We start from the raw sequence: 3,897 nt of genomic DNA, 5'->3' as shown, positions 1-3,897 counted from the left end.
CTTAATTGAAAAATGATTTTGTACTTGGAATGATTAGGCAAATCCGAAAATAGGGCTTAATTTAGTCCCAAACCCGCTGTAGTGCCAGAACGTTAGCAGATAGTGCGCCAAAAAAGAGAAAAAATTTAAGACTTAAAAATGAAGCAAATTTTATCAATTTTAATTCTACTTTTTTTGACCAATTGCGGTAAAAACATAAAAATGAAAAAATTTAATTCTGAATATAATTATTCTATAAACATTCCTGAAAATTGGAGCGAATATGAAGCAGATGAAAAAAACACAAATGCTTTTTTTGACACAACAAAATGGACAGGAAATTTACGAATAACTCCTATGAACTATGAAATTAAAAGTCCAAAGGAGTTTTTGAGTGAAATCTTGATTGAAAAAAATGGACAGAATATAGATTGGAAAAATGTCAGTGGAATTTATTATGTTGAAAACAACAAAAATGAAGAAATAAATTATTGGTATTTAATCGAAAATAACAAACTTTATATTTGTTCATTTACTATTGGAAATCTTAATGGGAAAATCGAAATAGAAGCTGAATTAATGAAAGTTTCGGAAATATTAAGATCAATTGAAACTAAGTAAAAGCACCATCTGCTAACAGCTACTACAACGGATTTGGGCAATGGGCTTAATGGAATGATGGTTTTGTATTTGGATGATTTTGCAAATCCGAAGAATAGGCTTAATTTAGTCCCAAACCCGCTGTAGTCCCAGAACGTTATGCACAACCTATGAAAAAACGAGACCTTTACTGGGTTACAACACCTCAAAATGAAGAAAACTGGTTTGTTGTAGCAAGCAGTAAAGAGACTGCTGAGAATTTTCATAATCAAGCGGAAGGATTTGATGACGATTATTCATCGGCTAAATTTATATGTGAAATTCCACTAAATCTTTTACAGGAGCACCATAAAATAAATGATGAAAATTGGCCAAATAATGAATTACTAAAGGAATTAGGTTTCAATTTAATAGAATATGATTTCCCTCGCATAGTTTTATTTAATGGTAAATTATTCTATGAGGGAAAAGGAAATTTAAAAATTATTGAAGAAATAGTCGCAAAGTATTGTGGGCTATATGTTATAAATGCATTTGGAACAAATAGATACAAAATTGGATTTACCAAAGATTTGAAATCTAGACTTCGCTCATTTAGAACTGCAATGCCCACAAAAGTAGATTTGATTTTCTATGTGTGGACAACAGATTACATTTATTTAGAAAAATTATTGCATAACGATTTTAAAGAAATGCGTGTCCGAGGTGAATGGTTCGAATTGAGTAATGACGATTTGTATATTTTGAAATCAACTCTGCAAGACTTAGATAAAAAGCATTTTCATTTCATCAATATAAAAAACATATTTGAAGGCACAAAATAGGCTGTGCATAACAGCCACTACAACGGATTTGGGCATTTGGCTTAATGGAAAGATGGTTTTGTATTTGGGATGATTTGGCAAATCCGAAGAATGGGCTTAATTTAGTCCCAAACCCGCTGTAGTACCAGAACGTTATGCGTCAGCCGAGCGCAACAAACCCTAAAATTTATATGAAAAAAATAAGCTTAATTTTACTTATACTCGTTCCATTTTTTTGCTATCCACAATTCGAAAAAGCTAATAATGAAATGATAAAAGAAACAAACCCTGACTTTGAAAATTATGAAAATTTATTACTTCAGGCAACAGATTACATTTTGAGTAGCACTCTTGATGTAAAAAAACCAGAATTTATTGGTGCTTCTAAAATAGTTGCTTTTTGGATGGATAGAGATACTTGGTTTGCAATACCCATAGGTACAAAATTTCATCAAACATTGAGTAAAGATAAGAATCAAAAATTCCTTAATATTATTTCAATGATTAATTATATTTTACATCAAAAAGAATCAAATCAAAGGTTACTAAAGAATAAACTTATCAAAGGGCAAATTTATAAAGACCAAGAAGATGTCCGAGAAGTACAACTTGAAGGTGCCAAAATATTTTTAACATACGCCATAAAGCCTGAAAACAAAATTACCTTGAGCACAGAAACCCAAATTTATTTGGAAGCATATAAAAATGGAACTTTAAAAGAAGAACTGTTGAAAAACTAAAGGCCGAACGCATAACAGCCACTACAACGGATTTGGGCATTTGGCTTAATGGAAAGATGGTTTTGTATTTGGATGATTTAGTAAATCCGAAGAATGGGTTTAATTTAGTCCCAAACCCGCTGTAGTGCCAAGACGTTATGCGAAATTTAATCAACTTTAATCTTTAAAATATGGCTCTACGATATAATTTACCCAATACTGTTATCAGTCCAAAAGATAATGTCTCGAACATTCGAGTTTTAATCGATACAGGAAATACTCATGGATCATTTTCAGTCGCCCGTATAGAATGGAACGGTGATGATGTTTTAGCTGTTCGATGGAATATAAATGAAAAGGAAGCCACTCACCCGGATAAAGTTAGTGGTAAAAACATCTGTTTGGGAGAACCAAATTCCCGAGGATATTCAACTTGGTTTGTTTTGCCTGATGATTTTCTAGCCGAACTTTTGAAGAATTCAAAACTAAATGCAGATATAAACCAATATTTAAAAGAAAAGTAATGTATAAAAGTCCTATGGAATACACCAAGGAAAATATTTCCGAGGTAATGAACAAACCAATAAAAATATTTATTGGAAAATGGGGTTCTGATGAAATATCAGAAGAAATTAATGGGGAAATCATTCGTTGTACAGTTGCAGCAAATCCACCATTTTTACCTGCGACCGTTCGTGTGAGAGTTGGCAACGGAGAAAGAAGTTTTAGCATTGCTGAAATTAAACGCTTTGAAGATATCTAAACTTCGCATAACACACGCTAAAATTCATGGCTAAACATTTGTCTTTCCGCGAGTTATTTTCTCACGAAAAAGCAGTATTTTCACCGAAACGACTCAGTTCGCTTTGTCGCCACGACTTCTAGCGCGAGACCGTTATGGGCAAGCTAAAAACGAAATTCAACAGAAAGAAATCTATATGAAATATCTTTTGCTTTTATTTAGTTCAATTATATTGTTTTCAGGCGAACACTTAAAAAAGAAAGTAATAGACAGAAACGCCAGAAAAAAAGATACTTTGATTTATTCTGCATCGGGAAAAATTTTAGGATCCACTTATCAAGCAGATTACAGAAGTAACTCAATTCTATATGTAATTAATTCAAAAAAAGATACAATAACTAAGCAAGAAGAAATAGGAATTGCTCCTAACTCATTGAAATTCGAGGATTTTAATAAAGATGGAAAGTTAGATATCAGATATGGTTATAACAGTAATTATTACTACGAAATGATTCTTTTGTTTGATTCCAACACTAAGAAATTTAAAAAAATTGAGAATGTTGACAGTCCTGAATATGCTTACTCTAAAAAAATTAAAAACACCGATTTATATTATTCATATTCTCCAAATGGTTGCGGAAAAAATAACTGGATAAGCTATTTATTTTCAATCAAAGATTATAAAATAATACCTAAAGGATTGATAGAATACCGACAATGTATAAATGATAAAAAAGGAATGTATGTGTTCAAAATCGATATTGAAAAGAAAATCTTGATTGATAAGGTAAATTTAAAAGAATCCGACAAAAAGAGTCTTGAGACACAATGGAATCTATACAGAAAGAAAATAGCCAGCCCATAACAGCCACTACAACGGATTTGGGCATTTGGCTTAATTGAAAAATGGTCTTGTACTTGGAATGATTTGGCAAATCCGAAAATAGGGCTTAATTTAATCCCAAACCCGCTGTAGTGCCAGAACGTTGGCGGTCAGCTTGAAAAACCGAAATCAATTATGAGAAAACTTTTTTATGCTTGTATTTTATTTTTA

6 protein-coding genes are annotated in these 3,897 nt (G+C 31.7%); all 6 read left to right on the top strand.

Annotated elements, in window-relative coordinates; genetic code table 11:
• Positions 1-201 precede the first annotated feature (201 nt).
• The 6 genes from C8P67_RS21800 (at position 202) to C8P67_RS21775 (ending at position 3,708) form a co-directional block, all read left to right on the top strand.
• Complete coding sequence (locus tag C8P67_RS21800; protein ID WP_170141513.1) at positions 202-600, top strand: DUF3805 domain-containing protein; 399 nt, start codon at positions 202-204, stop codon at positions 598-600.
• 149 nt (positions 601-749) lie between these two features.
• The gene (locus C8P67_RS21795; protein WP_115815308.1) at positions 750-1,403 is read left to right on the top strand and encodes a GIY-YIG nuclease family protein; all 654 of its coding nucleotides are present in this window, start codon (positions 750-752) and stop codon (positions 1,401-1,403) included.
• A gap of 170 nt (positions 1,404-1,573) precedes the next feature.
• Entirely contained in the window at positions 1,574-2,122 is a 549-nt protein-coding gene (locus C8P67_RS21790; RefSeq protein WP_147298287.1) for a hypothetical protein, read from the top strand.
• A gap of 170 nt (positions 2,123-2,292) precedes the next feature.
• Positions 2,293-2,625, top strand: a complete 333-nt coding sequence (locus C8P67_RS21785; RefSeq protein WP_115815306.1) for a hypothetical protein — start codon at positions 2,293-2,295, stop codon at positions 2,623-2,625.
• Positions 2,625-2,864 (top strand): hypothetical protein, encoded by a 240-nt coding sequence (locus tag C8P67_RS21780; protein WP_115815305.1) that lies wholly within the window; start codon positions 2,625-2,627, stop codon positions 2,862-2,864. The genes C8P67_RS21785 and C8P67_RS21780 overlap by 1 nt, the downstream gene beginning before the upstream one ends.
• A 175-nt stretch (positions 2,865-3,039) precedes the next feature.
• A complete protein-coding gene (locus tag C8P67_RS21775; RefSeq protein WP_147298286.1) occupies positions 3,040-3,708 on the top strand; it encodes a hypothetical protein in 669 nt (222 codons plus the stop codon).
• The last annotated feature ends 189 nt before the right edge of the window (positions 3,709-3,897 follow it).

The organism is Flavobacterium aquicola (assembly GCF_003385115.1).
In the GTDB taxonomy this organism is placed as follows: Bacteria; Bacteroidota; Bacteroidia; order Flavobacteriales; family Flavobacteriaceae; genus Flavobacterium; species Flavobacterium aquicola.
This window is presented reverse-complemented; position numbering and strand designations above follow the sequence as displayed.

What these genes read in the sequence shown, in the direction of transcription:
- C8P67_RS21785 (WP_115815306.1), top strand. Translation starts at nt 2,293, where the DNA reads ATGGCTCTACGATATAATTTACCCAATACTGTTATCAGTCCAAAAGAT.
- C8P67_RS21790 (WP_147298287.1), top strand. Translation starts at nt 1,574, where the DNA reads ATGAAAAAAATAAGCTTAATTTTACTTATACTCGTTCCATTTTTTTGC.
- C8P67_RS21795 (WP_115815308.1), top strand. Translation starts at nt 750, where the DNA reads ATGAAAAAACGAGACCTTTACTGGGTTACAACACCTCAAAATGAAGAA.
- C8P67_RS21780 (WP_115815305.1), top strand. Translation starts at nt 2,625, where the DNA reads ATGTATAAAAGTCCTATGGAATACACCAAGGAAAATATTTCCGAGGTA.
- C8P67_RS21800 (WP_170141513.1), top strand. Translation starts at nt 202, where the DNA reads ATGAAAAAATTTAATTCTGAATATAATTATTCTATAAACATTCCTGAA.
- C8P67_RS21775 (WP_147298286.1), top strand. Translation starts at nt 3,040, where the DNA reads ATGAAATATCTTTTGCTTTTATTTAGTTCAATTATATTGTTTTCAGGC.